Source organism: Methanosaeta sp. UBA458 (genome assembly GCF_002496085.1).
Taxonomy (GTDB): domain Archaea; phylum Halobacteriota; class Methanosarcinia; order Methanotrichales; family Methanotrichaceae; genus Methanothrix; species Methanothrix soehngenii.
The window spans coordinates 1-2546 of sequence record NZ_DAIK01000070.1 but is presented as its reverse complement, the minus strand read 5'-3'; the positions used below and the strand labels follow the sequence as shown (position 1 = coordinate 2546).

Sequence of the window (2546 nt, the reverse complement as noted above, 5' to 3'; positions counted from 1 at the left end):
TCCTTTAGAAGCGCCTTCACCGCCACTTCCAGAGCCCTGGCCGATCCCAGCTCTGGACTCCAGCCCAGCATTTTGATCTTCTCAATGGAGAGAAGCATCAGTTTTACATCCCCCCTCCAGCCCCGGCCATCGATTCCACCGGTGTAGTTATACTCGACCCCATCAAGGCCCATCTGCCCGACCACGATATCTGCAATCTCGGTGACGTCCACCGAGTCCTCGGATCCTATGTTGAAGACATTGACCTCGCCCGTGGAATGCTCGACTGCATGAATCATGGCCCGGACGCAATCTTTCACCTCCAGGTAGGACTTGCGTTGCTTTCCTGAGCCCAGGATCTCCAGTTTTCCGGGATTCTCTCGCAGCTTTCTGATGAAGTCCACCAGGACTCCATGTGTCCCCCGCTCGCCCACGATATTGGCAAACCGGTAGATCCAGGACTGCATCTGGAAGGTATGGCAGTAAGAGGAGATCAGCGCCTCGCAGGAGAGCTTGGAAGCCCCATAGAGGGAGATTGGTAGAAGCGGGCCGTAGTCCTCGGGAGTGGGGACCTCAGCCGCCTCGCCGTAGACGGTGGAGGTGGAGGTGAATGCCATCTGGCGCACGTCATTTTTTCTCATAGCCTCCAGGAGATTGTAGGTTGCCAGCACATTCTGCTCCAGATGAACATGAGTGTTCTCTGCCCCCAGCTTCACATCGGGATTGGCGGCCAGGTGGAAGATGAAGTCCTTTCCGGATACTGCCCGATCCAGCATTTTGGGATTCATGAGGTCTCCAGTAAGGAGATGAAAATCCGCAATATCCCGATAAGGCTCGAGGAACTCGATTCTTCCTGAACTGAAGTTATCCAGCACTGTCACCTCATTATCCAAAAGCAGCCTTTCCACCAGGTGACTGCCGATGAAGCCTGCACCTCCGGTGACGAGGATGGATCTATTCTTTAACATCATCAGATGAAGCTCTATTCAGCTTAATCAAGATTTTGGAGCTTCCTGTGGGAGAGGATCTTAGATTATTTCTTCAGATTCCCGATGACGATTCTTGCCGCTTTTTCTCCTGATAGGAGCATGCCTCCAAAAATGGGTCCCATTCTTGGGCCGCCGCAGACGGCAGCAGCAGCCATGCCTGCCACAACCAGGCCAGGGTAGACTTCTTGTGTCATCTCCACCACGGTCCTCTCACCCACTTCTGCCCACATGGGCTTCTCGCCCTTTACCCCATCTATGCCGATGATCGCTCCCGGAATTTTGCGTGCCACCACCCGGCAGACCGATGCCTCATGGCCTGTGCCGTCGATGACATACCTGGCTCGAATGCAGAGGGGATCAACGTGGATCTGAGCCATCTCTGCTGCAGTCCAGTTTATGACCAGGCCCACCACGCGATCCTGCTCACGAATCATTACATCCTCGACTGTAACCAGATTGACGATCTGTGCGCCTGCATCAATTGCGCCAGCCGTCAGCTTGGCCACAGTCTCGATTGAATTTGCGACATAGTACCCCTTGCAGTGCTCATGATACCGAATGCCATACTCCTCAAGTATGCGAGTTGCCGCCTGCTGTACTACGATCCTGGGAAACATCATGCCGCCGCCCCATAGACCACCACCGACGGAGAGCCTTTTCTCAAAGAGCACTGTCTTGATATTTGCCTCAGCCAAACGCTTGGCCGCTACCAGATTGGCGGGCCCCGCGCCCACTAATGCTGCCTCTACCTCTGTATTCTCCAGAAAGCTCTCTAGATAGCCTTCAACAATGGCCTTTGTGACCATAACCTCATCCAGAGACATAGTGCCCCTGCTAGTGAGCGATAAATGATAAAGATATCCCTTATCGGCGTGAAGTGTCCATTATTGCCATATAATGCTGGTCCAGGAATCGAGAAGCCTCTGGGGAGCGGCCCTTCTGCAGGATATCAAGAAGGACGCAGCTGTCGATTACCTCCTGCGGGACATGGCGGGACAATTGATCCCAGTGATTTTATATCAAAGGATAAAAGGGATGAATTTATCTTTTTATACCTCCAATTTATGAGATGATAAAGATGATTTTTGAAGAAGAAGGAGCGGCAGAGATGGGTGATTCGGAAAGATTGGAAATGGATGCGGAAGGATCCTCCTATTCCTTTCTGACCAAAAGGCAGCTTGAGGTGCTGCAGATGCGCCATCAGGGCCTCTCTCAGCAGGATGTGGCCGATCGGCTGGGGACTACCCGCTCCAATATCAGCATTCTGGAGAAGAGGGCTCACCAGAACATTGCTCGGGCGCAGAGGACCGTTCAGCAGTGGATGATGATTCGCGCTCCGATTTCCTTATTCGTAAAGGGCGGAACGGATGTCTTCGAGATCCCCAGGATGATCTTTGCAGCTGCCGATGAAATGGGTATCAGGCTGCATGTGACATCGATGGACATACTGGTCCAACTGCGGCGAAATGCGCCCCGTCTCTTCCATAAGAGAGTTTTGGGGAGGGATGTCCGGATCTATGTGAACGAGAATGGGGAGACGATGGTTGAGGTAGCAGAGTGACTGCTCCCCGCCCTAAA

4 protein-coding genes are annotated in these 2546 nt (G+C 53.1%); 2 read left to right on the top strand and 2 right to left on the bottom strand.

Features of this window, described 5'->3' with window-relative positions:
* Together BP822_RS04890 and BP822_RS04885 are read right to left on the bottom strand one after the other, a co-directional pair.
* Positions 1–950 (bottom strand): NAD-dependent epimerase/dehydratase family protein (locus tag BP822_RS04890; RefSeq protein WP_349681846.1); only part of this gene is annotated, 950 nt, incomplete at its 3' end.
* Positions 951–1012: 62 nt separating this feature from the next.
* On the bottom strand, positions 1013–1792 hold the full coding sequence (locus BP822_RS04885) for a sulfide-dependent adenosine diphosphate thiazole synthase (RefSeq protein ID WP_286877840.1): 780 nt from the start codon (positions 1790–1792) through the stop codon (positions 1013–1015).
* A gap of 24 nt (positions 1793–1816) precedes the next feature.
* Here BP822_RS04885 and BP822_RS04880 point away from each other — a divergent pair, with 24 nt between their 5' ends.
* On the top strand, positions 1817–2041 hold the full coding sequence (locus tag BP822_RS04880) for a hypothetical protein (protein WP_276987905.1): 225 nt from the start codon (positions 1817–1819) through the stop codon (positions 2039–2041).
* Positions 2038–2529 carry a Tfx family DNA-binding protein gene (locus tag BP822_RS04875; RefSeq protein WP_286877839.1) on the top strand — a complete coding sequence of 164 codons (492 nt, stop codon included), beginning with the start codon at positions 2038–2040 and terminating at the stop codon, positions 2527–2529. The genes BP822_RS04880 and BP822_RS04875 overlap by 4 nt, the downstream gene beginning before the upstream one ends.
* Positions 2530–2546 lie beyond the last annotated feature (17 nt).